The sequence below is a fragment of the Vibrio sp. SCSIO 43140 genome (genome assembly GCF_023716585.1).
Taxonomy (GTDB): domain Bacteria; phylum Pseudomonadota; class Gammaproteobacteria; order Enterobacterales; family Vibrionaceae; genus Vibrio; species Vibrio maritimus_B.
The window spans coordinates 346,489-372,405 of the sequence record NZ_CP071851.1 but is presented as its reverse complement, the minus strand read 5'-3'; the positions used below and the strand labels follow the sequence as shown (position 1 = coordinate 372,405).

The 25,917-nt window shown below is 46.9% G+C and carries 20 protein-coding genes; 7 read left to right on the top strand and 13 right to left on the bottom strand.

The genetic code is table 11. The features are described from left to right. Positions 1-11: 11 nt before the first annotated feature. Entirely contained in the window at positions 12-1,199 is a 1,188-nt protein-coding gene (gene manA / locus J4N45_RS20170) for a mannose-6-phosphate isomerase, class I (protein ID WP_252016431.1), read from the top strand. 185 nt (positions 1,200-1,384) lie between these two features. On the opposite strand, the gene J4N45_RS20165 is transcribed toward manA (J4N45_RS20170), so the two are convergent. Then, complete coding sequence (locus tag J4N45_RS20165; RefSeq protein WP_252016430.1) at positions 1,385-1,909, bottom strand: cytochrome b; 525 nt, start codon at positions 1,907-1,909, stop codon at positions 1,385-1,387. A 125-nt stretch (positions 1,910-2,034) separates the two neighbouring features. After that, positions 2,035-2,490, bottom strand: coding sequence for an Lrp/AsnC family transcriptional regulator (locus J4N45_RS20160; protein ID WP_042470759.1), 456 nt, complete (start codon positions 2,488-2,490; stop codon positions 2,035-2,037). 132 nt (positions 2,491-2,622) lie between these two features. On the opposite strand from J4N45_RS20160, the gene J4N45_RS20155 reads away from it, so the two are divergent. Together J4N45_RS20155 and J4N45_RS20150 are read left to right on the top strand one after the other, a co-directional pair. Next, positions 2,623-4,434: a trans-sulfuration enzyme family protein gene (locus J4N45_RS20155; RefSeq protein ID WP_252016428.1), complete on the top strand. Its 1,812-nt coding sequence runs from the start codon at positions 2,623-2,625 to the stop codon at positions 4,432-4,434. A gap of 162 nt (positions 4,435-4,596) precedes the next feature. Beyond that, complete coding sequence (locus J4N45_RS20150; protein WP_252016426.1) at positions 4,597-6,393, top strand: choice-of-anchor I family protein; 1,797 nt, start codon at positions 4,597-4,599, stop codon at positions 6,391-6,393. Positions 6,394-6,449: 56 nt separating this feature from the next. Here J4N45_RS20150 and J4N45_RS20145 read toward each other — a convergent pair whose 3' ends face one another. From J4N45_RS20145 to J4N45_RS20100, 10 genes are all read right to left on the bottom strand, one after another. Continuing rightward, positions 6,450-6,989: a GNAT family N-acetyltransferase gene (locus J4N45_RS20145; RefSeq protein WP_252016424.1), complete on the bottom strand. Its 540-nt coding sequence runs from the start codon at positions 6,987-6,989 to the stop codon at positions 6,450-6,452. A gap of 176 nt (positions 6,990-7,165) precedes the next feature. After that, positions 7,166-8,356 (bottom strand): mannose-6-phosphate isomerase, class I, encoded by a 1,191-nt coding sequence (gene manA, locus J4N45_RS20140; protein WP_252017271.1) that lies wholly within the window; start codon positions 8,354-8,356, stop codon positions 7,166-7,168. Positions 8,357-8,634: 278 nt separating this feature from the next. After that, the gene (gene gabT / locus J4N45_RS20135; protein WP_234497315.1) at positions 8,635-9,909 is read right to left on the bottom strand and encodes a 4-aminobutyrate--2-oxoglutarate transaminase; all 1,275 of its coding nucleotides are present in this window, start codon (positions 9,907-9,909) and stop codon (positions 8,635-8,637) included. A 25-nt stretch (positions 9,910-9,934) separates the two neighbouring features. Next, positions 9,935-11,362, bottom strand: coding sequence for an NAD-dependent succinate-semialdehyde dehydrogenase (locus J4N45_RS20130; protein ID WP_252016422.1), 1,428 nt, complete (start codon positions 11,360-11,362; stop codon positions 9,935-9,937). 81 nt (positions 11,363-11,443) lie between these two features. Beyond that, positions 11,444-12,526, bottom strand: a complete 1,083-nt coding sequence (gene aguA / locus J4N45_RS20125; RefSeq protein WP_252016420.1) for an agmatine deiminase — start codon at positions 12,524-12,526, stop codon at positions 11,444-11,446. Between the two features lie 11 nt (positions 12,527-12,537). Next, complete coding sequence (gene aguB, locus J4N45_RS20120) at positions 12,538-13,404, bottom strand: N-carbamoylputrescine amidase (RefSeq protein WP_234497318.1); 867 nt, start codon at positions 13,402-13,404, stop codon at positions 12,538-12,540. A 97-nt stretch (positions 13,405-13,501) separates the two neighbouring features. Next, positions 13,502-14,779: an NAD(P)/FAD-dependent oxidoreductase gene (locus tag J4N45_RS20115; protein ID WP_252016418.1), complete on the bottom strand. Its 1,278-nt coding sequence runs from the start codon at positions 14,777-14,779 to the stop codon at positions 13,502-13,504. A 31-nt stretch (positions 14,780-14,810) separates the two neighbouring features. Next, the gene (locus tag J4N45_RS20110; RefSeq protein WP_252016416.1) at positions 14,811-16,295 is read right to left on the bottom strand and encodes an aldehyde dehydrogenase; all 1,485 of its coding nucleotides are present in this window, start codon (positions 16,293-16,295) and stop codon (positions 14,811-14,813) included. A 26-nt stretch (positions 16,296-16,321) separates the two neighbouring features. After that, the gene (gene puuR / locus J4N45_RS20105) at positions 16,322-16,879 is read right to left on the bottom strand and encodes an HTH-type transcriptional regulator PuuR (RefSeq protein WP_042470741.1); all 558 of its coding nucleotides are present in this window, start codon (positions 16,877-16,879) and stop codon (positions 16,322-16,324) included. A gap of 16 nt (positions 16,880-16,895) precedes the next feature. Beyond that, positions 16,896-17,642 (bottom strand): gamma-glutamyl-gamma-aminobutyrate hydrolase family protein, encoded by a 747-nt coding sequence (locus J4N45_RS20100; RefSeq protein ID WP_252016414.1) that lies wholly within the window; start codon positions 17,640-17,642, stop codon positions 16,896-16,898. A gap of 347 nt (positions 17,643-17,989) precedes the next feature. Here J4N45_RS20100 and J4N45_RS20095 point away from each other — a divergent pair, with 347 nt between their 5' ends. From J4N45_RS20095 to katG, 3 genes are all read left to right on the top strand, one after another. Then, complete coding sequence (locus tag J4N45_RS20095) at positions 17,990-19,336, top strand: glutamine synthetase family protein (RefSeq protein ID WP_252016412.1); 1,347 nt, start codon at positions 17,990-17,992, stop codon at positions 19,334-19,336. A 16-nt stretch (positions 19,337-19,352) separates the two neighbouring features. Continuing rightward, entirely contained in the window at positions 19,353-20,828 is a 1,476-nt protein-coding gene (locus tag J4N45_RS20090; RefSeq protein WP_252016410.1) for a Na+/H+ antiporter NhaC family protein, read from the top strand. A gap of 325 nt (positions 20,829-21,153) precedes the next feature. After that, a complete protein-coding gene (katG, locus tag J4N45_RS20085) occupies positions 21,154-23,343 on the top strand; it encodes a catalase/peroxidase HPI (RefSeq protein WP_252016407.1) in 2,190 nt (729 codons plus the stop codon). 218 nt (positions 23,344-23,561) lie between these two features. On the opposite strand, the gene J4N45_RS20080 is transcribed toward katG, so the two are convergent. Continuing rightward, positions 23,562-24,749, bottom strand: coding sequence for an MFS transporter (locus tag J4N45_RS20080; protein WP_234497324.1), 1,188 nt, complete (start codon positions 24,747-24,749; stop codon positions 23,562-23,564). A gap of 89 nt (positions 24,750-24,838) precedes the next feature. Here J4N45_RS20080 and J4N45_RS20075 point away from each other — a divergent pair, with 89 nt between their 5' ends. Continuing rightward, the gene (locus J4N45_RS20075) at positions 24,839-25,825 is read left to right on the top strand and encodes an endonuclease/exonuclease/phosphatase family protein (protein ID WP_252016405.1); all 987 of its coding nucleotides are present in this window, start codon (positions 24,839-24,841) and stop codon (positions 25,823-25,825) included. The last annotated feature ends 92 nt before the right edge of the window (positions 25,826-25,917 follow it).

Genomic DNA, 25,917 nt, shown 5'->3' with positions numbered 1-25,917 from the left:
TAGAAAAACACATGTCTCTAGTAAAACTTAGCAATGATATCAAGCACTATGCGTGGGGAAGCAAAACCTCCATCACTGAGCTATTTGGCATTGAAAACCCAAAGAATGAACCACAGGCTGAAATCTGGATGGGTGCCCATGCCAATGGTAGTTCAGTCCTTGAAGACTCTGGTTCTTCACTCGCAGACTATATTGCCAGTGACAAGCAAAAAGCCCTTGGTGACTACACAACCAATCGATTTGGAGAGCTTCCGTACTTGTTTAAGGTGCTTGCTGCAGAAACGCCATTATCGATTCAGGTGCACCCTAACAAGCATAAGTCCGAGCTCGGCTTTGAGCGAGAGAATGCCCAAGGTATCCCACTTGATGCCGCAAACCGCAATTACAAGGATCCGAACCACAAGCCTGAACTGGTTTATGCGCTTACTTTCTACAAGGCGATGAATGGATTTCGACCAATCGAAGACATCGTTCGCTTGTTTGAATCCATTAGTATTGACTCACTTGAGCCTCAGGTGACTGCTTTGGCGAACAACCAAACCAGTGTTGGTCTCAAACGCTTTTTTGCCGAGATCATGTCTATTAGCGGAGACAATAAGCAGCAGGCACTGCAAGAGCTTTATGCCGCGTACGAGAGACCCGCAAAAAGTTTGATGGTTAGGGAAGCCTTGTCTTATAGTCAGAGTTTCTCTCAACACTACGCCAATGACATTGGTCTGTTTGCACCACTGATGCTAAACACCGTTGAACTCGCACCAGGTGAAGCGATGTTTTTGCATGCCGAAACCCCTCATGCTTATGTAGAGGGAACAGGCCTAGAGATCATGGCGAGTTCAGACAATGTTCTGCGCGCAGGCTTAACACCGAAGTACATCGACGTATCCGAGCTTATCGACAACGTTAAGTTCCAGCCTATCAAACCAGAAGATATCAGGCTTAATCCTGTAAACAAGTCAGGCCGGCTTAGTTACCCTATTCCAGTGGACGATTTTGGGTTTGACATTATTCAGTCTAACCAAGAAGTCCAACGTCAATACTTGCGCAGTGCAGAGATACTGTTCTGTGTAGAAGGTGAAGTAACCATATCGTCATCAGACAACCAAGTTGTATTAAAACCTGGCGAATCGGTATTCATCAGCAATGATTCTGCTCATTACCAATATCAAGGGAATGGTGTTCTTGCTCGTGCGTTTAACTAACCCCCGGTTACCGTGAACGCATTCAAAACACCTAGAGCCTGTTTAATTGAGACTTCACAGGCTCACTATTGGTAACTTATGGTCTTTTACGTAAATCGTAACAACCGCTTTGACCAACCCCGCTGCTAGGCGGGGTCTTTTCTTGTGCTTCTCTGCGCTCTAAAGTTGGATTACCAATAGAATCATTAACGACCCAGCATTCGGCTTAGCGTGCCATCTTTGTCTATGGCTTGGTGTTTGATAGCGCCTAGTACATGCAAAGCAACAGCCACCATCAACACCGTCGCTCCAATGCCATGTAAGTTACTGCCGAGCGAGCCAAGCCACTCAATCTTGTCACCCTTGTCATATAGAACCCAACCAAACACATCGATGCCTCTTCCTCCGCCGATGCTCATCATGATGCCAGACGTTGGCATGAGTAATGTGCCCAACAGAAGTAAGTGATGAATAGATTTCGCAGCGATTTCTTGCAGTCTTGGCATAGGTGCAACGCTTTCGATCGCACCCTCTTTAAATCGCCAGAGCAGGCGAGTGGTGGCGATCACAAGTAAAATCACACCCAGTGATTTATGAATTCCGAGGAGTTCGAATTTTTCTGGACTACGCTCCATCGATTCAAAGACTTTACCGAGTACGAAGATCCCGATAAAGGTTAGTCCTGTTAACCAGTGAAGAGCAATTGTCGGTTTTGATAATTTTTTTGACATGATTATGTTTCCTTAAAAAAGCTAAGGACATTATCAAGAATTTACAATTGTTAGGCGATAGTCAGGAATGTAAAGCTGTGTAAACATTCGTGTTTCGACGGTTCGACGGGTCGATTAAGCCAAATCTAGCTAATCGGGAGTTTGGTTTTTCGCTTAACTTGCCCGAATGCAAAGCTGGATTCAATCGAAGCGATATTGGTAAGCGGCGTAAGCTGACGACGAATGAACTGCTCGTAGGTTTTTAGTGATTCGCTCACCACATGCAGCAAGTAGTCGTGATTGCCTGTCATCAAAAAGCACTCCAATACCTCGTCCATACTGTCTATGTGACGCTCAAAGTCACGCATATTGTCCTCGGTTGGTTTATCCAACTTAACCAGCACGAACACGTTTATCGGTAAGCCACACGCTTCTTGATCCACGCTCGCGTGATAGCCGCGGATAACACCTTGTTTCTCCAATGCTCGGACTCTACGTAGGCATGGGGAGGGTGAGAGAGCAATACGATCAGCAAGCTCCTGATTACTCAGCCGGGCATTGCTTTGAAGCTCTTTCAATATCTTCTTATCAATCTCATCCATTGGCAGGTTCCTTCAATAATCTGTATTTCCGCGCAATTTTATTGCTCAGAGACCCTAAAACAGTTGGCACATCGCAATCATTAACATTTTTATAACACTAAACTTTTAAGAGGTAAAACAAAGGATGGAAATATGAATACCTCGACTCAACTCAGCCCTCTACGAAAAACAACCAAACACGAACAAGCAGAGGCATTGGCTATCGAGCAAGCCAAACACTTTGGTATCGATCCAAACAGCGAATACGGCATGTCGCTTGTAGAACTCGCGACCACGTTATACAAAGCGAACAACAAGACTCATGACCTATGGGCAATCACGGTCGAGGGCCTATCGGATCTTGATAAAAGCGATCGCATCGCATGGTTTAATGCTAAGCGATTCTTGTCGTTCCAGATCGCCAAGATCCTCGATAATCTTCAAAATCCCATGCGCGCCACGTATCAGTCAATTGCGACTAACAATGGTAACTTCGCGTCCAAAGGGGCCTACCCTATTTTTGACAATGTGGCGGCTATTTTCTCGGCAAGCCCAGTCATCACCCGCACAGCAACCTATCTTTTCGCGTGCACTGAGTGGATTGAAGATGCATTTAACGGCAAAGAGCCGTTGCATGACATCTACTCAAGGCTTCTTAATCCAACGTCTATTTCTCTCGCCAACCACATGGTCGATTTGGAAGCGGGGGAAAGAGCCAACCAATATCTCGCGTGGAACTTCAACTCTGGGATGGCAGCAATAGATGGTCTACTGAGTCATCTGCTCGGCTATGAAGATATCGTACTGGCGTCACGAAACATCTATGGCGGTTCATATCAATTGCTAGAAGACTGGTTCGCTAAACCTTCAAATCTCAATGTCGCGGTTGAATGGGTAGATGGTTATTCCGGTGATGACTTCGCCAAACGCTTGGATGAAGTAGCTGAGAAATACGCTGACCGAATAGAAAATGGCAAACGCATCTATATCTACCTTGAATCACCGTGCAACCCTCACGGATACGTGCTGGATGTCGCTGCTATTAGCCGCGCCGCACACACTCGCGGTTGGGATGTGATTGTCGACTCAACGGTTGGTACGCCAATGCTACATCCTGTGCTGAAACGCGATGACGTTATGGAGCGCCCTGACTATGTCATTCACTCGTATACTAAAGAGCTCGCAGGCTCGGGAACAACGACCGCCGGCGTGGTCATAGGTCGAAACGAAACCATGTTTATCCCCAAAGGCGAGAGTGTTCCATTCACTAAACCCAACGGTGATGAGGTCACTATTGAGTGGAATAACTCGCTGTTTTGGAACGTTTACTACATCAAGGGGGCTTTCCTCGATGCGGACAAGGCGTTTGAAGTACTCAACGGCATGAAAACCTACGAGATGCGTGTGGTGCAAAAAACGATTAATACGCTAACGCTAGCCAAGATCTTCGATGCACATCCCGATATTAATGTCTCTTGCCCTGCTCTGCCTGATAGCGACAACTACCATCACTGTCAGAAGAACATGTATCTCGGTTTGCCAGCGGCGCTGTTTACCATCGACATGGAGGGAAATGGCAATCGAGCATCTATCAATCGAGAAGTGTTCAAGCAGTTCTTTGACATGCTTGAGCCTGCGATTGGCATGCAAGTCAGCCTTGGACAAACCAACACGGTCGCGCTGTGCCCTGCTCTGACGACTCACTCAGAGCTTAGTGATTCAGCGCTGTCCGAAGCAGGTATAAAGCCCACCACGATGAGGCTTTCTATTGGTCTTGAAGATCCACGTATGTTTATTGCCCACATCATAGAAGCAGCAACTCTGTCTATTGATAGTAAGCATCCCGAGTTTTCACAAAGTTTTCCGTGTGCCGAGCAGATTGACGACATCTACCTGCAAACCTACACGCAGGTTCATGACAAAATCGTTCGCAATCAACCGAGTTTCAATACATTAAGGCGATAGCTCTGACTATCAGAGACGAGAGAAGCGAGAGCCCAGGCTCTCGCTTTGTTTTATTCCCTTGTTTGCTGTCAAATATGTCATTTAATCAGATGGTTATAATATCGACATAAAACTGTCATACCACTTCTCTACAGTCGGCGAGTCTACTTTCAAGGAGGAAACATGAAACACACACTCGCACTATCTGCATTAGCTCTAACAACATCAGCCTTAATAGGATGTTCTTCTAACTCACCAACATCCACTACCACCAGCTTTTCAGCGGTTGAGTCATACAACATCCAGTGTGCAACTCGCATTGAACCTCAGCCGAGCGAAATGTCGGTAAGTGGCCTAACATTGGTCGGTACTTCAATAGCAGACGCACCATTTGGCACATCAGCAGCCGAGATCGTTAGCTATGACACCTGTACCGACAAGCTATACGTCGTCAACGCGCAGGGAAAGAAGGTTGACGTTCTATCGCTTTCAGAAAGTGGCGAGCCTAGTGCGCAAGGTCAAATCGATCTAACCTCAGCAGCGACTCAGTCTGGCGTTGCGATCGGCGCAGCAAACAGCGTGTCCGCGCACCAAGGTTTGGTTGCGGTCGCCATTGAAAACGAAAACAAGCAAGAACCAGGCATCATCGCACTGTACCGCTCAGACTCTCTTGAGCTGATCACCACCTATCCAGCAGGTGCACTGCCAGATATGGTCAGTTTTTCAAAAGATGGTCAATACATCGCGGTAGCTAACGAGGGTGAACCTAACGCCGATTACTCCATCGATCCTGAAGGGTCTGTTACCTTAATCGACCTGAAAAGTGGACCACTCGATGCGGTTGTCACTCAGATTGATTTCCGTGAGTTCAATGAGGGCAACGCCCGTCATGGTGAACTGTCTTCGGACGTTCGTATCTCTCATCCGAACGCAACCGTCGCGCAAGACCTGGAGCCTGAATATCTAGCCTTTGATGACAATGGTCAGTTGTTTGTCGCTCTGCAAGAAAACAATGCTTTGGCTTCGATTGATGTTAGTGCAAAGCGAGTCACAGGCATCTATGGACTGGGTGGCAAGTCTTGGCAAGACGCTAAGCTCGACGCGTCAAACAAAGACAAGATAGTTGGCAATCTTCAAAGTTACCCAATGCTAGAAGGGCTATACATGCCTGACAGCATCGCCAGCTACACGGTTGACGGGCAGACTTATATCCTCACCGCAAATGAAGGCGACGGTCGAGAGTATGGCTTTGATACCACCCAACAAAAATGCGATGAGCTAGGTTACAAGTGGGATGGCGACGAAGACCAATCGAAAGCTGATTATCAATCGAAACAAGATTTTTGTATTGCCTATATCGACGAGGTTCGCGGTAAAAAGCTAAAGGTTGCTGATAACCACCCGCTTGCCGCAGCACTCAAAGACAACAAGCAACTTGCGCGCTTAAAGGTGATTAAACCTGAGGGTGAACTTGCCGCCGATCAGAAAGTGCAGGCGTTTGGTGCTCGTTCGTTCTCTATTTGGAATGACAAGGGCGAAAGGGTGTATGACAGCGGTGACGAGTTTGCCAACATTGTCCTGATGAACGACAAAGCCAACTTCAATAGCACCAATGACAACAACGACTCTGCGGATGATCGCAGCGATGATAAAGGTGTTGAGCCAGAAGCCATTGAAGTCGCATCGATCAATAATCGCCACTACGCCTTTATTGGGTTAGAGCGTCATGGTGGCATCATGGTTTACGACATTACCACACCAACTCAAGCACTTTTCGTAAGCTACGTAAATAACCGTGACTTCAGCCAACCTGTTTGTACCAAGGTGGATGATGGTGATTGTGACAACGACACCTACAATCCAAAAGCGGGCGATCTCGGTCCAGAGTCTATCAAGTACTTCACTAGGCAAGGCCAGCACTTTATTGCCGTGTGCAACGAAGTGAGTGGCACGACGTCGGTATACAGTATCGATTTCTAAACATAAAAACGGCGCCTCACTTGAGCCGCCGTTTTTATTGCCATCCGATTTAGCGATTATGCTAATACATTGCAGCCTTCACTGAGTTCTGCAGGTCGCTTCCAAGTATAAAGGTACTCATCTAGATACTTGCCACAAGGCGATTCCATACGCTGCTTGAGCTCTCGATTTCCACCCAAAGCTTCATAGAACTTAATTGCGTTGGCGTTATCTGCTAACACTTCTAGGAATACGCCGTTGTCAGGATAGAACTTCTCTGCCCACTTGACCGCTTGGATGATCAGTTGCTTGGCGATACCACGACGCTGCGCCTCAGGAGTAACGTGTAGATTATCGATGATAGTGCCGTAATCCACGTTATGATTACCAAAAAGACAGATAAAGCCCAATAGCTTACCTTCTTCTTCCGCAACCAATACGTGTTGGCTAAAAGGTGGATTGAGCAATCTTGTTTGCCAAATCAGTTGTTTATCTTCGAGTACGGTTTCATCAAGATAAGACTGACGCATGATGCCCTTATAGGCGGCTTGCCAACTTTCTGCATGAAGTTGCGCAACACTCTGAAAGTCAGCATATTCTGCTACTCTAAATTCCATTTTACAGTACCTAGTGCTTTAGTTTTTACATATCCTTAAATTACATACTAGTTATCTGTAACTAAATTGCAATCCATGCTGATTATCTTCTGTTCATTTGAACGTAAAAAAGGGAGATCTATCGCGATCTCCCTAAAATTGACTGGATAACGGCTTGTTTTTAACAGCTGACTACATCAGCAATACGCTCGAGCAAACTTACCTGAGCAGGTCACCTTATAACCTTTCGCTGATACAGGGATAAATACCGATTGCCCACGCTCAATAGTTAGAGTCTCACCATCAGTATGCGTTAACTCGACTGGCGCATCTAAAGCAAGAAGGATTTCAGGGGTGGACACCGTTACCTCTCGTTTAACTTGATTCACATACACACTAAACTTGAAGTCACCAACAGGTACGGGATAGTGCTCTGCGCCATTATCAAAGCTTGGTGCGGTTAGCAGTTCATCGCGAGCCTTTGGCTCAAAGATGGTACACGACGCAAGCTCTGCGACGTCAATGTGCTTTGGCGTTAACCCCGCTCTTAGCACATTGTCTGAATTCGCCATGATCTCAAGTCCTGTGCCCTGACAATAAGCGTGCGGAGTACAAGCATGGAGGAACATGGCTTCTCCCGGCTCAAGAGTCAATACATGAAGCATCAACGGAGCGAACAGTCCAATATCTCCAGGGTATCGCTGTTCAAGCCACACAATGAGCTCAAAGGTCTCATTACCCGATTGGCTTTGAGCATAAGTCAAAAGCTTATCTAACGCGGCTTCCTTCTTGTGCCCCTCTAAGTTCAGCATACCTACGAAAAAGCGTTCAAGCCCCTCTGCGTTTTGATTGGCTTGATAGCCTTCTACCATTTCCGACAGCTCTGCGATACCTAACGCTTCAAAGTAGCTCAGTATCTCTTGATGAGGTCGAAAACCGTTCATCGCCTGATAGCGCGTTAAAGCGTAGACCAGCTCAGGCTTGTGGTTTGGGTCACGGTAGTTGCGAGTGTCACTGTTTCTCGGAATCCCTTCACGGTCTTCTTTTGCAAAGCCTTGCTCAGCTTGGCTTTTACTCGGGTGAACTTGAATCGATAGCGCACTTTTCGCCGCAAGGACTTTAAACAAATAGGGTAGCTCACCGTATTCTTGTTCGATCGACGCACTTAACACTGCCTCTGGATTCGCAGCTATCAACTGATCAAGACGAACTTGCTCGTTGTTTAGCGTGACATGAGAGCAGCCATTTGGATGGGCACCCATCCAGAGTTCGGCTTGTGGTGTGTTTTCTGGGTTGTCGATACCGAGAAGCGCCGAGAACGACGTATCGCTGCCCCACGCATACGTTTGAATCACGTTACTCATCGGTAAAAAGTGCTGCTGTGTCATTGTATTCCAACCAAATTTCAAAGGGATCTTGATAACCATCTGCGCCAAATCGCTATCAAGATCCGAATAAGTCACTGGGATCCTGTGAGGAGTCTATATAATTTAACAGAACTACATTTATAACTATATAGTTTTAAATGTAGAAGAATATATAAATAAGCACTAGATCAAACTTTGAAAAAAATCACAGGAGAAAAAAGGTTGGACGATCAAAAAAGCCCCCTCGGGCTCGAATCGAGGGGGCTTGTGTTATCGGAGCGAATGTGGAGGTTTGGGGGTTACTTCGCTACATCCAGAATGATGGCTTCTAGCTTATCTAAGCCCTCTGCCAGCACATCTGATTCAATCGTCAACGGTGGAAGCAAGCGAATGACGTTCGCTTTCACACCACACGATAGCAAGATAAGACCATTTTCTTGGGCTTTGGCGATCACGGCCTTAGTGACATCTTGCAAAGGCTTTTGTGTCTCTGGATCGGTGAACTCAATCGCCATCATTGCACCAATTGTTCGAATCTCACCAATGGCAGGAACCGTTTTTTGCAGCGCTGTCATGCGAGCATTGACGACTTCACCAATACCTTGAGCTTTCGCGCACAGTTGCTCTTCTTCGATGATCTTCAGAACTTCTAAGCCAGCAATACAGCCAAGTGGAGAGCCCGCATACGTTCCGCCAAGACCACCCGGAAGTGCTGAGTCCATTACGTGTGCTTTACCCACAACCGCTGAGATTGGGAAACCACCCGCAATCCCTTTTGCCATAGTCATCAAATCTGGTTCGATACCAACGTGCTCAGTGGCAAACATTTTACCTGTGCGAGCAAAACCCGTTTGGATCTCATCAGCAATCAACAAGATTCCGTGCTTGTCACACAGTGCACGTACCGCCTCGGCAAAATCTTGAGGCGCTTGATAGAAACCACCCTCACCTTGAACCGGTTCAAAGATGATCGCCGCGACGCGACTTGGTTCGATATCACAAGCAAACAGATCCTCTAGCGCTTGTAAGCTATCTTGAGTGCTAATGCCGTGGAACGCATTTGGGTATGGCGCGTGGAAGATCTCATTTGGGAAAGGGCCAAAGCCCGCCTTGTAAGGGGCGATTTTGCCTGTCAAACCCATGGTCATGTTGGTACGACCGTGGAAACCACCTTTAAATGCGATAACACCGCTACGTCCCGTGTGCGCTCGCGCTACTTTGACCGCATTCTCTACTGCTTCTGCACCCGTGGTTAAGAAGATCGCCTTCTTCTCAGTATCACCAGGAGCAAGCTCAGTGAGCTTTTCTGCTAGCTCAACGAATGACTCGTATGGCGTAACCATTGCACAAGTGTGTGAGAAATTCTCAATCTGCGCTTTCACCGCTTCTGTAATACGCGGATGAGAGTGACCTGTGTTGGTTACAGCGATGCCCGCCGCGAAATCGATGTATTTGTTGCCATCGACATCCCAGACATGAGCGTTTTCTGCTTTTTCAACGTACAGTGGATACAGTGCGCCCATGCCCTGAGCGATAACCTTGCTTCTTCTTTCGTGTAGTTGTTGATTTTTCATTGTTTAATCCTTGATAAGTTATCGCTTAGTTGCCACCAAAACATAGGTATTTCACGTCCATATACTCGTCGATACCTTGCTTCGCGCCTTCACGTCCAATGCCTGACTGCTTAACACCACCAAACGGTGCAACCTCAGTAGAAATAATGCCTTCGTTAATTCCAACCATGCCGTATTCCAGTGCTTCTGCCACTTTCCATACACGGTGGATATTTTGGCTGTAAAAATAGCTCGCTAGACCATAGATAGTGTCGTTGGCCATCTCGATAAGCTCTTCGTCTGTCTCGAAGCGAATCACAGGCGCAACCGGACCAAAGATCTCTTCTTGAACGATATCCATGCTGTGCTCAACGTCTTTGAGCACGACTGGCTGCATGAAAAGACCGTCTAGGGTTTTCAGCGGAGTTACCGGTGTCGCACCTTGCTCAACCGCACGGTCGATCAGTGCTTGGATACCTTCTTTTGCACTTTCGTTAATAACCGGACCGATGTTTACACCTTCATCTAGGCCGTTACCAATCTTGAGCTGTTGTACCGCAGCATCAAACTTAGCAACGAACTCATCATAGACATTGCTATGGACGTAAAAGCGGTTTGCACACACGCATGTTTGTCCAGCGTTACGGAACTTAGATGCCATAGCACCTTGTACTGCGGCATCAATGTCAGCATCGTCGAACACGATGAACGGTGCATTACCACCAAGCTCCATAGAGGTGCGTTTCACATCTTTCGCCGATTGCGCCATCAATACGCTGCCTACCTGAGTAGAGCCTGTGAAAGATAGCTTTCTGATCAATGGATGCGAGGTAAAGATTGCGCCAATCTTACGAGAGCTTTCACCTAACACCACTTGCAATGCGTCTCTTGGGATACCCGCTTGATACGCAAGCTCAGCCACGGCAAATGCCGATAGCGGTGTAGAATCCGATGGTTTCACCACAAAGCTACAACCCGCAGCCAGTGCTGGACCTGCTTTACGTGTGATCATCGCAATTGGGAAGTTCCAAGGGGTAATAGCAACAGCCACACCAATTGGCTGCTTGATGGTGACTACACGTTTATCCGCTGTTGGACCCGGAATCGTATCGCCATAAGTGCGCTTAGCTTCCTCTGCGAACCATTCAATAAAGCTCGCCCCATAAAGCACTTCACCCGCTGCTTCTGCCAACGGCTTTCCCTGCTCCATCGTCATGATTCGAGCAAGGTCATCTTTGTTTTCTAGAATAAGTTGGAACCAACGGTTCAGCAGACCAGCTCGTGTTTTAGCTGGCACTTTTGCCCACTCTTTTTGAGCCATGTCTGAGCGCTCAATGGCATCCATCAGTTCTGCTTCGCTTGAGCGAGGCGCGTAGCCAACGATCTCTGCCGTTGCAGGATTTGTTACTTCAACAGCGTCATCCGCTGCCGTCACCATAAAGGACAATAGGCTCTTGTTATCAATTTGCTGCATGGTGATTCCTTATGTTTCATCAACCCAGCGAGGGGCTGGGCGCTAATCTTTTAGCTGGTTTTCATTGAATAAGCAGACAAGCTATGCCGGTATCTGCTGCGTGATACAGTGAATATTACCCCCTCCAAGGAGGACTTCACGCGTCGGAATACCGACAATTTGGTAATCTGGTAATGCTTTTGCGAGTATTTCTTTGGCGATGTCGTCAAAGTCGCTATCTAGCAATGGCAGGAAAATATGCCCATTAACCATAAGGAAGTTGGCATAGGATGCGCTTAAACGTTCCCCTTCTTGGCGATTCATGCCATCGCTCGATTCAATCCCATTCGCTTCTTCATGAGAGTAGAACAAAGGTCCAGGTAGTGGCACCTTGATGACTTCAATCGAGCGACCTTTTGCGTCTGTTTGTGAGGCTAGTGCCGCGAACGCTTCTCTTGAAAGAGAATATTGAGGATCGAATGGATCATCAGTCCAGCTCAGCACCACTTTCGCAGGCGCGACCACATGGATAAGGTTGTCTACGTGACCATCAGTCTCATCGTTAAATAAGCCTTTTGGTAGCCAAACCACCTTATCGATACCCAAATACTCGCGCAGTTGCGCTTCAATTTGTGATTTAGACAGACTCGGGTTTCGACCCGGACTCAATAAGCACTCTTCTGTCGTATACAAAGTACCTTCACCATCGGTATGGATCGCTCCGCCCTCTAGTACAAACGGCGCACGGTAATGGTCAATGCCCATGACATCGCACACAGCTGCTGCGACCTTGTCGTCATCACTCCAATCCTCGTAAAGACCGTTGTACGCACCACCCCAAGCATTAAACTGCCAGCTCACACCGCGTCTTTCTCCAGCCGAGTTAACAACCACCGTTGGACCAATATCTCGCATCCATGAGTCGTTAAACGACATCTCAACCAATTTGACTGAGCTGTTCAACATAGCTCGAGCGGTTTCATATTGCGCGGAGCTCACTGCAATAGAGACCGTCACGACCTCAGAAATCGCATTGGCGACAGCAGCAAAAGTTTGCTGAGCGGGCTTGGCTTTGTTACGCCAGTTATCGCGGCGCTCAGGCCAAGCTAGCCATACTTCTCTAATTGGCTCGAACTCTGCGGGAAATACGAATCCATCTTGTCTTGGTGTTGTGGTGAGTTTCATCGGTCACCTCGTTACTTCGCTAGGCTTAGAACATCTTGATAAAGATCTGGGCGACGGTCACGGAACAATCCCCATGCGTGACGTGCTTTTGTCGTCTCTTTAAGATCAATCTCTGCGTAGATGATCGCTTCGCCTTCACGCGGAGCTTCTGCTAGCTTGCCACCTGTGTGATCGGTGATAAATGAAGAGCCATAAAAAGTCGTCTCAATGCCGTCATCAACTTCAACACCAACACGGTTCGACGCAATCACAGGGACTAGGTTTGCTGCTGAATGACCTTGCATTGTGCGCTGCCAGTGATCGCGAGAATCAAGTGTCAAGTCTTGTGGCTCAGAGCCAATTGCCGTTGGATAGAAGATCGCTTCTGCCCCATTCAATACTAGGCTGCGAGCTAACTCAGGGAACCATTGATCCCAACAAATACCCGCGCCAAACGTACCGTACTTAGTCTTCCAAACCTTAAAGCCGGTGTCGCCAGGGCTAAAGTAGTACTTCTCGCTGTAACCAGGGCCATCTGGAATGTGAGACTTGCGATAGTTCTCTAGTACCGAACCATCAGCATCAATCATCACAAGGGAGTTGAAGAAAGTGTTGCCTGCTTTCTCAAAGTAGCTCACTGGAATCACTACATCGAGCTCTTTTGCAAGGGCGCTGAGTTCTTTGATTAGGCGACAGTTATCTGTCTCTTCCGCTAGTTCAAAGTACTTAGATTCTTGTTTTTTACAGAAATAAGGGGCAGCCATGAGCTCCTGTGGCACGATGACATTGGCACCATTTGATGCTGCTTCACGGATCGCACCTTTAATTTTCTCTAGGTTTGCTTCTAGGTCCCAAGTTTTCGTCAACTGAAGGGCAGCAAATTTGATTACTTTACTCATAGGATCTTCCTTTATCTCTTCTTAATTAGGGCTGACTGAGTGCCTGTCATTGCAGGCACTTCTTTTTGTCTAGTGGTGTTTTTATATTTACCTGGGATTAGATTGCGAGTTTGTCGCGCAAGTTGTAGTACGCCGCACCCATTGCCGTGAACGGAATCGCGAAATGGCGACCGCCAGGGAACGTTACATGCGTAAGGTCGGCGAAGGCATCAAAGCGTTCAGCGTGACCAGATAGCGCTTCAGCGAGCAGTTTTCCTGCAAGGTGCGTACAAGTCACACCATGGCCGCTGTAGCCTTGCAGGTAGTAGATGTTGTCAGCAAAAGAGCCAAACTGCGGCATACGGGAGTAAGTCAGCAGGAAGTTACCCGTCCACTTGTAATCAATACCGATGCCTTTAAGCTGCGGGAAGATCTTCTCCATCTTCGGACGAATCAAGGCTTCAATGTTCTCTGGGTCACGTGCGCCGTATACTACGCCACCTCCAAACAGCAGACGCTTATCTGCACTGAGGCGGAAGTAATCCAACAGATAGTTACAGTCTTCAACACAGTAATCTGATGGCAAGATATCTTTCAACATCGATTCTGATAGTGGCTCGGTAGCCACAACTTGAGTACCACAAGGGATCGCTTTATTACTGATGTTTGGTGCCAAACCGCCCAAGTACGCATTTCCTGCTAGGACAATGTACTTCGCTTTTACACTGCCTTTTTCTGTGTGAGCGACAGGGTTCACGCCTTTTTCCACGCGCGTTACGCCCGATTGCTCAAAGATTTGACCACCAAGAGCTGTGATAGCTGCGGCTTCTCCAAGCGCAAGTTTTAGTGGGTGAATGTGACCACCATTCATGTCGAGTAGCGCGCCTTTATAAGCTGTCGTACCGACCGTAGCTTCAACTTCACTTGCATCCATTAGGCTTAGCTTATCGTTACCGTAGCGTTCCCAGTGTTTCTTATGCTCTTCCAAGCCTTTCATCTGCTTGTTGTTTAGTGCAGTGAACATACCGCCCTGTTTGAAGTCACAGTCGATGTTGTGCTTGTCGATAAGACCGCGAATGATGTCGCCACCTTCGAAAATCATGTCACATAGAGCTTTTGCTTGCTTCTCACCGTAGCGGCTTTCAATCACATCCACATCGCGGCTGTAACTATTTACAATCTGGCCGCCATTGCGACCGGTAGCGCCGAAGCCAACCTTAGCATTCTCTAGCACCACGACTTTAAAGCCCTTTTCAGCAAGATGCAGCGCTGACGATAGTCCCGAGAAACCTGCACCAACCACGCAAACATCACACTCGATATTATCTTGCAGTTGTGGGTACTCACTTACGTTCTGAATCGAGTGAGCGTAGTATGAATCTGTATGTTTATTCATAGTTCTATTCCTTGTTGTTACAGCTTCGGGCTTAAGGTTGGAGACGAATCCACGTCGTTTTGGTTTCGGTAAATTTTTCAATGGCATGGATAGACTTATCACGTCCGTTACCACTCATTTTGAATCCACCAAATGGGACGGTCATATCGCCCTCGTTGTAGTTGTTCACCCACACCGATCCCGCCTCTAATTGCTTAGCGACGCGGTGTACGCGATTGATGTTGTCACTCCATAAAGCCGCACCTAGCCCGTACTGAGAGTCGTTGGCAATGGCAATGGCTTCTTCTTCTGTTTTAAATGGAATGACACAAAGAACAGGTCCGAATATCTCTTCTTGGGCAACACGCATGCTGTTATCGACGTTGTCTAGGATCACAGGCTCAACAAATGCGCCCGTACCTTCAACATCACCGCCGCAGCGAACCACAGCGCCGGCTTCTTGGCCAAGCTTTACATAGTCGAGTACTTTCGCTTTATGCTCACGGTCGATTAATGCACCCATGGACGACGTTGGGTCCATCGGGTCTTTTGGCATAAAGCCTTGAGCGGCACTGATGACTTTATCGATGAACACTTCTTTAATGCTTTCGTGTACTAGCAATCGGGTAGCGGCAACGCAGACTTCACCTTGGTTGTAGAAGCATCCTGCTGCCGTTTCTGCTGCGGCTCTGTCTAGGTCAGCGTAATCTTCAAATACGATATTGGCATTTTTACCGCCGGCTTCCGCCCACACTCGTTTGAGGTTAGTTTCACCCGATGCGATCATCAGATGGCCCGCAACACGTGTTGAACCGGTAAACGCAATACAGTCTACCCCTTCGTGACGAGCGAGCGCTTCACCTGCTTCATGGCCAAAGCCCGTAATCACTTGGAATACGCCAGCAGGGATCCCTGCTTCATTGGCGAGTTTGCCGAGGAAAATGGCCGTCAACGAAGACTTTTCAGACGGTTTAAGGATAACGCTGTTCCCCGCGGCCAATGCCGGACCTAGCTTCCAACAGCCGATCCACAATGGGAAATTCCAAGGAACCACAGCCGCAACCACACCAATGGCTTGGTGAGACACGAACGCGTGCACGTCTTTCTCGGTTGGAGCGACTTCGCCGTAAACTTTATCGATAGCCTCTGCATACCAACGGATGGACTTAGCAGCGCCCGGTATGTCTGTTGAGACACTATGAGAAATAGGTTTACCCGTATCAAGGGTTTCAAGTAATGCCAACGCTTCAACGTTTTCGTCGATAAGATCAGCAAACTTGATCAGGATAGATTTTCTGTGTGCTGGAGAGCTTTGGCTCCATTCGCCCTTTTTAAAGGCTCTTTTCGCGTATTCAACGGCAAGATCGACGTCGGCAGATTTACAGCGAGCGATGTTGGCGATGATCTCATCCGTGGCAGGGTTGACCACTTCAAGTGTCGTCTCATCAACAGCGGTAGTGTATTCGCCGTTAAGAAAAGCGCGCTGTTCAATTACCTGCGCCTCTCGTTGTTCAATCCATTGTTGTTGCGTTTTCATACGCTCTCCTTGGTTACCTCAAGGCGCTAGAATGCTTTTGGTGTATGAGCACTTATCATTCTGCAAGCCTTATCGGAGTAATTAGTAAATTTGTGTGGGATGGTCGTGTCGATTACATAGGATTCGCCTTCTTTGATTAGATAGGTTTCACCGTTGTACTCTAGTTCGACTTCACCGCTCAATACGGTGCCGACTTCCTCTCCGTCATGCTTAATATTGGACGCTCCTGTTGTGCTTTTTGGAGCGTATTCCTCTATCAAAAATCCAATTTCTTGTTTGTTGCTGCCGTTGTTGACCAGTTTCATTGATACCGTTTCACTGCCGATTTCAATCAAGTCTTCCGGCTTAATCACTACTTTTACTTCTTTGTTTTCTTGCTGCTCCAGAGTAAAAAACTCAGAAAGTGACAAGGAAAAAACGTTCACTATTTTTTGCAGAGAACTCACCGAAGGACTCACTTTGGCATTTTCAATGGATGAGATAGCACTATGTGTAATGCCTGCTCGCTCTGCCAGTTCTCGTTGTGAAAGTCCGCGCTCTTTTCTTAGTTGAGCAATATTTTTACCAATCTGGTGGTTGTCCATGCATTCAGCCTCTAAATTACTGGAAAGCTGACATAATAAATTCTTTAAACAAAATTTGTGAGAAATGATTGTTTTTTGCTTCCCATTCTGGGTGCCACTGCACGCCAACAAAGTATTTTTGCCCCGGTAAGCTAAATGCTTCAATAAGACCATCCGGTGCTTTTGCTTCCACTTTTAGTACTGAACCGAGCTGTTTAACCCCTTGGTTATGAAGGGTATTGACCTCAAACTTGCTGGTATCTTCCCATTTGGCATTCACCAGCCACTCTTTGAATACACCGTCACCTTCAACGTATACAGGGTGAGCCGGTGCGTATTTCTCAGTAAAGTCTTTCGACTCATTTTCACGATGATCTTGATAACCTGACTCATGTACCGCCGGATCTAAGCTACCACCCAGCGCCACGTTCATCTCTTGGAAACCGCGACAGATCCCTAAACACGGAATATTCATGTCTATAGCTCGACGAATCAATTGAATAGATAGCTCGTCACGCGCTTCATCTTTCTTCTTCTCTTCATGACTGCCGTTATAACGGTGCGGTGCTACATTAGAGTGGCTTCCTGGAAACAGTAGCCCGTCACAGACAGCCAGCACGCTGTCTAACTCATCTGTTTCTATAGCCGATGGCAAGATGATTGGTGTACCACCGAAATCTTTCACCGCTTGTAGGTAGAACTCATTCAATGCCTGTATTTGATAGCCAGCGAGCTCTTTCTTACAGCTTACGAGTCCTATTATTGGTTTTCTTATCTCAGACATTGTCACACTCACGTTCGATTTATTTAACAAAAACCGTACAACCCACGTACACAATTATCAACAGTAGTGTTCAAAATAGATTCCAAAGCGTGATTTTGATCTCTATTTCGGTCAAAAAAAGCACTAATTTCGCTCGATATATTGAGCAAAAGCCGATCAACTGTTACAAATTAGTTAACGTTTAACACGGTAGAAATAATCACCAAGTTGAACAAAACACAATAAAAACAACAATTTAAACTTACAATTCAGCCAAAAACCCTCATTAGCTAATGGTTATTGTGTTCAATTTGTTAAACACCGCATCATTTAGCGTCAGTCAGACAGGGTAACTAGGAGTAGTAAAGATGGATACCTATTTACAGGAAGTTAAAAATTTTCGACAAAACTGGCCAGAGATTGAGTATGTTGACGTTATATTTACCGATCTTAACGCCACGCCTCGCGGCAAACGCATTCCAGTCGGCGCGCTTGAGAAGCTCGCGAAAGGTGTCGCCCTCCCCCTCTCTACTATTACTCTAGATACCAAAGGTGCTGTTGTTGAATCGGCTGGGCTGGGTGAAGACCTTGGTGAGCCTGATAACCTTTGTTTCCCTGTTTCTGGAACACTGTTACCAACGGCAAAAGAAGGAACAGGTCAGGTTTTGCTTTCCATGATGGAAGATGATGGCAAAACGCCACATCGACTGTTTATCCGCAATATTGTTGAACGTATGGTGGAAACCCTACACGCTAAAAATCAATTCCCTGTCGTGGCGCTAGAGCTTGAATTCTATCTTATCGATAAAGTGCGCGGCGAGAATGGTGAACTGCAAACCGCCATCAACCCAACTAAGAATAAAAGAGAACGTGACACCGAAGTTTATGATGTCGATGGCCTTGATGACTATGCCGACTTCTTATCAGAACTGAACGCAGCTGCCGCCGACCAAAGCTTGAATACAGCAGGCGCGCTAGCAGAGTCTGCGCCAGGTCAATTTGAAATCAACTTCAATCACTCTAAAGACGTACTGCGTGTTTGCGATGAAATCGTCTTCTCAAAACGCCTAATCAAACAGATCGCTCACAAGCATGGTTTTGACGCGACCTTCATGGCGAAGCCGTTCCTCGAAGAAGCAGGAAACGGTCAGCACATGCACATCAGTCTCATCAACGAGCAAGGCGATAACCTATTTACTAATAATGAGGATGACTCAGCAAGTCCATTGTTCTTCCAAACAATGGCAGCGATGTTGTCCCAAATTCCGGACGCGATGGCACTTCTCTGCCCGAACGTGAACTCTTACCGTCGATTTGTACCAGGTGCTTATGTACCAACACGTGCCGATTGGGGTGAGAACCACCGAGGAGTCGCACTTCGCGTACCGATTAGCGATGGTAAAAACCGTCGTATTGAACACCGCATCGCTGGTGCGGATGTTAACCCTTACATTCTCGCTGCAGTAGTACTATCCGCAGTATTAGCGAGTGATAACTATACCCAAGAACAGTGTCCACCAGCCCTAAGTGAAAATGCCATCGACCTGCCAACACGCATGTCCGATGCCCTAACTCAACTCGATAACAGTGAATTAGGCACGTATTTCTCCCAGGACTTTATTGATATGTATCTCGCTTGCAAACGAAGTGAACTGGCTGAATTTGAGCGCATTATTACACCGCTTGAAATCGACTGGATGCTTCACTCTGCATAAAGAAAGGAATTAGTTTATGACTACGCAGACAAAGGCGCTGGAGGCGCCGCTCAAAATAAGCAGCAAACATTTGGCGGTCAGCCTGACTATTGTCTTCTTGTTTATTACCTTTACTTCAATTGGATTGAACCATGTCGAAGGTGAAAGCTATGGTTGGCTTGCCCTGCTGCCAACATCACTTGTTCTTGTGTTCGCACTGACGACTCACCGAACCGTCGAAGCACTGTTTAGCGGCACTATCGCTGGGGTGCTTCTGCTAGACCCAACAAGCGCGGTTGAACAAATCGTTGGCATCTCGATGGATGTCATGATGAACGAGACAATTGCTTGGATCATCTTGGTTTGTGGTCTGATGGGCGGCTTGATCGCTATCCTTGAAAAAGGCGGCAGTATCCTAAGCTTCAGTGACATGCTAGTAAACAAGGTTAAGAGCCGTAATCAATCACTGCTGATGACCTTCTTCTTGGGTATTCTGATCTTTATCGATGACTACCTCAATGCTATCGCGATCTCATCTTCAATGAAGAAGATCACCGATGGCTATCAGGTGTCCCGTGAGAAACTTGCGTACCTCGTTGACTCAACAGCGGCTCCAATTTGTATCCTAGTTCCTATCTCAACTTGGGCTATCTTTTTCAGCTCCCTTCTAGAAGCCAATGAAGTAGCAGAACCAGGTCAAGGTATTGCGGCGTACATTCAAGCTATCCCTTACATGGCTTACGGCTGGGTAACGCTCGGCATCGTGTTCTTAGTTGCGATTGGCAAAATGCCAGACCTCGGCGCGATGAAAAAAGCGGAAGAGCGTGCACGTAATGGTCAAGTGAAGCCAGATGGTGCTGTAGACATCGATTTTGGTTCAGACATCAAAGCGCACTCGAATCCAACAATGGGGCTGATCAACTTCCTACTGCCGATGGTCGTACTAGTCGGTGCATCTTGGTACTTTGGTATCGATCTACTTGCAGGTGTGTTTGTTGCAATCATCTTCACCATCTGTTTCTACGGCTTCCAAAAGCTTGTAACCATGAATGAGCTGTTTGATGCGGTTTATGACGGTATCAAGGTCATGTTGCTTCCACTCGCAACAGTTATTGGCGGCTTTATGCTAAAAAGCGTTAACGACTCGCTTGGTTTAACGCAATACGTGATTGAGACAGTTAGCCCTTATCTATCTGCTCAGTACTTCCCTGCTCTGATCTTCTTGGTCACAGGTGGTCTAGTTTTCGCATCAGCATCTTCATGGGGTACGTTTGCGGTTGCCATGCCAATCATCCTGCCACTGGCAGAGCAAATTGGTGTACCGCTACACCTTACGATTGCAGCAATGCTTTCAGCATCGGCGGCAGGTAGCCACTCATGTTTCTTTAGTGATTCGACTGTGCTATCCGCTCAGGGCTCTGGTTGTACGTCAATGCAACACGCAACGACGCAGTTCCCATACGCGCTTATCGGTATTGTTGCTACAACCCTATTCTTCATTGTGGTTGCTTAACACTCGTTAACAAGTTCAATGAGAATCCAAAAGGGATGCCACTCAGCAGGCATCCCTTTTTATGTCTGTTTTTCATCACTTTAACTCAGAATCTAACCCACTGTTTTGTAGTCTTTTTCTCACCTAAATCGCCACCCTTTGTAAATTAATGTAAATGAGAGGTGTACTCATTTAACTTTTGATCCACATCAATACCCACATCTGTAAAACCATATTAATTAGTAGTTAATTCATACAATATGAAGTGAATTTAACCATCCCAAATCCAGCTTTGGGACTATATTTAACGGAAATTCTTAGCGTTGGTCGCAAATCGGAGGCGTATATGCAAAGTGATAAAAATGCACCGCAAGGCAAATGTCCTGTTATGCATGGTGGTAATACTCGTGTTGGTGGTCGTGGTACTCAAAATTTAGATTGGTGGCCAAACCAACTGAACATCAAGATCCTTCATCAGAACGATCGCAAGGGTAACCCTTACCATGAGAGCTTCAACTACAAGGAAGCGTTCAAACAGCTAGACCTAAAACAAGTTAAACAAGACATTGAGAATGTGCTGACCGATTCTAAAGATTGGTGGCCAGCCGACTACGGTCATTATGGTCCATTCATGATTCGTATGGCGTGGCACGCAGCTGGTACCTACCGTACTGCCGATGGTCGTGGGGGCGGCAACTCTGGTAACCAGCGTTTTGCACCTCTAAACAGCTGGCCTGATAATGGCAACCTAGATAAAGCCCGTCGCCTACTTTGGCCAGTGAAGAAAAAATACGGTCAAAGCCTCTCTTGGGCAGATTTGTTTATTCTTACTGGTAACGTTTCTATCGAATCTATGGGCCTAAAAACCTTTGGTTTCGGCGGCGGTCGTGAAGATATTTGGGAACCAGAAGAAGATGTCTATTGGGGCATGGAAAGCGAATGGCTGGGTGACAAGCGTTACTCTGGTGACCGTGAGCTAGAAAGCCCACTTGCTGCAGTACAAATGGGTCTTATCTATGTAAACCCAGAAGGTCCTAACGGTGATCCAAGCGTACTTGCATCAGGTCGCGACATTCGTGAAACCTTCGCCCGTATGGGGATGAATGACGAAGAAACCGTAGCTCTGGTCGCTGGCGGTCATACTTTTGGTAAAACACACGGTGCGGGTGACCCTGAGCTAATGGGTCCAGAGCCGGAAGCGGCTCCTATCGAAGAGATGGGCTTTGGTTGGCGTAATGGTTTTGGTAGCGGTAAAGGCGACGATACGACCACCAGCGGCATCGAAGGTGCATGGACACCCAACCCTATCCAATGGGATAACGGCTACTTCGACATGCTATTTGGCTACGATTGGGACTTGGTGAAGAGTCCAGCCGGTGCATGGCAATGGGTACCTGTCGGTGTTCCTGAGGAGCATATGGCTCCAAAAGCACACGATCCTTCTCAACGTGTCACGACCATAATGACAACCGCTGATATGGCGATGCGCATGGATCCGATCTACGGTGAGATCTCTAAACGCTTTCATCAAAACCCAGATGAGTTTGCTGATGCCTTTGCTCGCGCTTGGTTCAAGCTAACCCACCGCGACATGGGTCCAAAAGCGCGCTACCTAGGTGAGGAGGTTCCTGCTGAAGATCTGATCTGGCAAGATCCCGTACCAGCCGCAACATCCGAACCTATCAGTACTGAAGATGCTGCGACACTGAAAGCTAAGATCTTGGCTTCCGGATTGAGTGTTTCTGAGCTGGTTTATACCGCGTGGTCTTCTGCTTCTACCTTCCGTGGCTCTGACTATCGTGGTGGTGCAAATGGTGCTCGTATACGCCTTGCTCCGCAACGCAACTGGGATGTAAACCAGCCTGAGCAACTCGGTCGTGTATTGGATGTCTATGAGCGTATCCAAGCTGAGTTTGATAAGGCAGTGTCAATTGCTGACCTGATCGTTCTTGGCGGTAACGCGGCTATCGAAAAAGCTGCGAAAGACGCAGGTGTTTCAGTAGACGTCCCATTTGCCGCTGGTCGTACCGATGCGCTTGAATCTCAGACTGATGCTGAATCATTTGCTGTACTTGAGCCACTTGTTGATGGCTTTAGAAACTACAGTCAGAAAGCATTTAGTGTGTCTGAAGAAGAGCTATTGCTAGATAAAGCTCAACTACTAACGCTCACCGCACCAGAAATGACCGTGTTGATTGGTGGTCTGCGCGTACTGGGCGCAAACTATGGTGACAGTGATTTTGGTGTGCTTACTGACCGCAAAGGTCTGCTAACCAACGACTTCTTCGTTAACTTGACGGATATGGGCACTGAATGGCGTCCAACCAACGATGACGCGACTGAGTTTGGTGGCTTTGACCGCGCATCGGGCAGTCAGAAATGGAAAGCTAAACGTGCCGATCTTGTGTTTGGCTCTAACTCACAGCTTCGCGCACTGGCTGAAGTCTATGCGTGTGATGATGCTAATGACAAGTTTGTTTGTGACTTCGTCTCTGCTTGGGTCAAGGTGATGAATGCGGATAGGTTTGATGTTTAATGGGTAATTGGGGGAGATGGGCGTTTGCTGTTGGTCTCGCGCATTTACCCCTCCCAGCCTCCCCTAACTAGGGGAGGAGCATAGTGCTCGCGGTGCATCGCCAACAAACAACAGGCAATGCTGCGCTAGCAGCTAGCCTTCAGTTCTCCCCCTATATAGGGGGAGCTAGAGGGGGTAAAGTGCGCTGAACTATCAACCAGTGATTGGCAAAAAAATCCTCAACTCCACTTCAACACCCTAACCTCATTCCCCTCTTCCGGCTTCTTCGGAATATTCAACGACAATAACAATGACACTGCCGCCATCGCCGCACCGATATAAAACACACTAGAAGGTGAAATCAACCAAATAAAGCCAAACGTCACTGGAATCACTACCGCGGCAATGTGGTTAATCGTAAATGACACGCCTGCCGTTGAAGCCATATCCGCAGGGTCAGCAATCTTCTGGAAGTAGGTTTTGATGGCTAGCGCTAATGCGAAGAACAAATGATCGATAACATACAGCGCAGCAGCCCATTCCGCTGTTTGCACCAAACCGTATCCGACAAACACGAAAATCAGTCCAACGTACTCTACAATCAGAGCTTTACGCTCACCCACGACGCCAATGAATCGACCAATCTTCTTCGCAAACAAGAAGTTAAATAGGTAGTTAATCAAAAATAATAGCGTGATATCGGACACGCTGTACCCAAACTTTTCTACCATCAAAAAGCCAGCAAAAACGGTAAAAATCTGACGTCTAGCACCACTCATAAAGGTCAGCGCGTAATACAGCCAATAACGCTTCTTAAGCACCAACTTTTTAGTTTGCGGAGTGTCTGTCTTAAACTGAGGAAAAGCGAAGGCAATAAACAGAACCAGAATAAATCCAATACCACCAGAAATACCGTAAACCCATGCGTAATCAAGCTTAAATATTTCGACCATGACCCAAAGCCCAGCGTACGTCAGCAGTGATGCCAAGGCTCCAACGGATATGAGCTTGCCCAATACCTCTGGCGCTTCTTCTTTAGTCAACCATTGCAGTGACAACGACTGTTTCAAGGTTTCAAAATAGTGAAAACCGGTCGACATAATAAGCGTCGTAATCAGTAGTCCAGCCACCGAAGGAAACAAACCGGTAATCGCCGTGCCCGCGGTAAGCAAAAGCAAAGATACGATCATAAATTTTTGCTCTCGAATGAACAAAAGCACAAACACCGTAGTAAACGCCAAGAAGCCAGGTATCTCACGCACACTTTGTAATAAACCAATATCCGAACCGTCGAAATTAGCTTTCTCAATAACAAAGTTATTAAGCAGTGCCATCCAGCTCGAAAAAGCGATGGGCACTATAATCGAGATGATGATGAGGAAATTTTTGGGCGTTCGCCAAGCAGGTTCGGTTTGCTGTTGAGACATTGTTATTCCTTTGAATGCGTTATTTTTATATGCTCATCCTTAACCACAGCGACTTGGGTTAAACATAAGCTGTCATGGAGTCTAATACTTTGACACAAATAAATAAATTGAAAGTCACTACGTGCAACCTGTGCAATTTTGCAGAGCCACCATTTGCGTTTTATGAGATGGATAACATCTATGATGCGAAGCAATGGGCTCAAAAAACTAACTGGCTCTCTAAAACCTTAATATCGCTCGACAGTGACGTTATCGCGTTCCAAGAAGTATTTTCTATTGAAGCGCTGCGTTCGCTCACTTTAGCTCTTGGTTACCCATATTTTGAGTATAACCAACAACCCACTATCGAAGCAGATTACATCTATTCCAATCCGGCGTTAGCGTTCGCGTCTAAACATCCGTTAAAAAGACATCCCAACTTAATTATGTCTGAGTTATTCTCAGGCGACTATAGCCGTCCGCCACTCCACGTGACATTAATGGCGGAAGGTCTTGGGGAGATCGACCTTATCAATGTTCACCTTAAATCTAAAAGAGCCATTCTTGGTGAACAAGATGAAAACACTGATGAGGTCAAACTTTGGTTAGATGAATTGCACGGCGTTGCCCTATCCCAACAATTAAGACAACAGGAAGCGCTCGCTCTTCATAGAGCAATCATAGGGATAAAACGTAGCAGTCAACATCCTGTCATTCTATTGGGTGACTTTAACAACGTATTGAGTGCCAGTGAGTTTGATCCTTTTCATTCTAGGCATCGACAACGACGTAAAGAGTCTCGGTACTTTATTTCTCCATATCATTTTTATGATACCTGGACGCTTGTGCGACATGGTGAGCCCATCCGCCCTCAAGACCAAATCAAAGCGCCCGTTACCCATTATTATGGAGAGAAAGGGAATCGAATTGACCACATTCTAGTATCCAGTGAGTTTGCACCAGAATATGATCATTCGCTCTATGAGCTAACCGAATATACCATCACCGACAAGCATATTGTTGACCCGAGGTTTGGTATTGATGACGTCGCTCCAGACCATGCACTCGTTTCTATTACGTTTGAATCTAGGCACTAGCATGAAACAAACAGAATTGCCTTGCTAACATTCGCTAATTCAATTAGTTGTATAGCAAGATAATTTACTTTTTTGACGCAATAACTTGCCAT